Origin of the sequence: Paenibacillus plantiphilus (assembly GCF_927798095.1) — a bacterium.
GTDB classification, from domain to species: domain Bacteria; phylum Bacillota; class Bacilli; order Paenibacillales; family Paenibacillaceae; genus Paenibacillus_Z; species Paenibacillus_Z plantiphilus.
The window spans coordinates 1-1404 of record NZ_CAKMMF010000071.1 but is presented as its reverse complement, the minus strand read 5'-3'; the positions used below and the strand labels follow the sequence as shown (position 1 = coordinate 1404).

Annotated in this window: 1 protein-coding gene; it reads right to left on the bottom strand. The window is 57.9% G+C overall.

Annotation, left to right across the window (positions count from 1 at the left end):
* A partial coding sequence (locus L6H65_RS26360) for a non-ribosomal peptide synthetase (RefSeq protein ID WP_236347737.1) occupies positions 1-1404 on the bottom strand: 1404 nt, incomplete at both ends.

Here is a 1404-nt window from a genome sequence, read left to right as displayed (position 1 = left end):
CAAACGATGTCCGCAACGATTCATGACGCGCCACCAGACGGGCAAACGCTGTCTCCAACCGAGAGCGATCCAATGGACCTGCCATCGTCAGCACGCCCGGCATGTTGTAGCTCACCTCTGCGCCTTCCAGCTGCTGCAAAATCAACATCCGCCTTTGGGCTGGCGAGACCGGATAATACGCCCGGTCCTCTACTGGTTCGATAGCTGCGTACGGATTTTCCGCCAGCCCTTCGATCACCTGCGCCAACCCGCGCACCGTCGGCGATTCGAAGATCGTCTTCAGCGGCACCTGCACGTTCCATTCCTTGTGCATCCGCGAGAGCAGCGTCATCGCCCGCAGCGAATGGCCGCCGCGCTCGAAGAAGTTGTCCGACGCGCCAATCCGTTCCACGCCAAGGATGTCCTCCCACAGCTGGGCCAGTCCGGCTTCCATCGCCGTGGCTGGCGCTTCGTAAGGCACGCCTGCGGCCCCTTGTTTCGGCTCCGGCAACGCTTTGCGGTCAATTTTACCATTGGCCGTCAGCGGCAGTTTCTCCAGCGCGACGAAGTAGGACGGCACCATATATGCCGGCACTTTCCCCGACACATACTCGCGGATTTCGGATGGTGCTATCGTTCCGTTAGTCGTATAGTACGCACACAGCGATTTCTCTCCATGCTCCCCTTCCCCCCGAACGATCACGATTGCCTCTCGCACCAATGCATGACCAAGCAGCACATATTCGATCTCACCCGGCTCAATCCGATAACCCCGGATTTTCACCTGTTCATCGATTCTGCCCAAATACTCGATGTTGCCGTCCGGCAGCCATCTCGCCAAATCTCCTGTACGATATAGACGGCCGCCCGCTACGAACGGGTCCGTTCCGAACCGCTCCTCCGTCAGTTCAGGACGGTGCACATACCCTCGGGCCACTCCGTCGCCGCCAACGACCAGTTCCCCCGGTACGCCGATCGGCTGCGGCTTCCCTGCGCGATCCACAATGTAAATCCGCGTGTTCGACAACGGCTTTCCTATTGGTATGTTCATCTGCTGCCCTTCGATTCGATGGCTGGTGCAAATGACCGTTCCTTCTGTTGGCCCGTACGTATTCCACACCGTGTAGCTCTTCTCCTGATGAGCTTTCACCTTGTCTCCGCCCGTCAACAGATGCCGCAGCGTAACGTTCTCTTGCTCCAGCATTTGCTCATAGATTTGCGGCGGCAGCCAGCTCATCGTGATCCTGTTCTCACGGTAGTACCCGCTTAATCCCGCCATATCCAGACGCAACCGCTCCGGCACGATATGGACACTCGACCCCGTGATCAAATAAGGGAACCACTCCCATATCGAGGCATCAAATCCGCAGGAGGCGTACTGCGTGCTTCGATCCGTTTCGCTGATTTCAAATTGCTTCATATGCC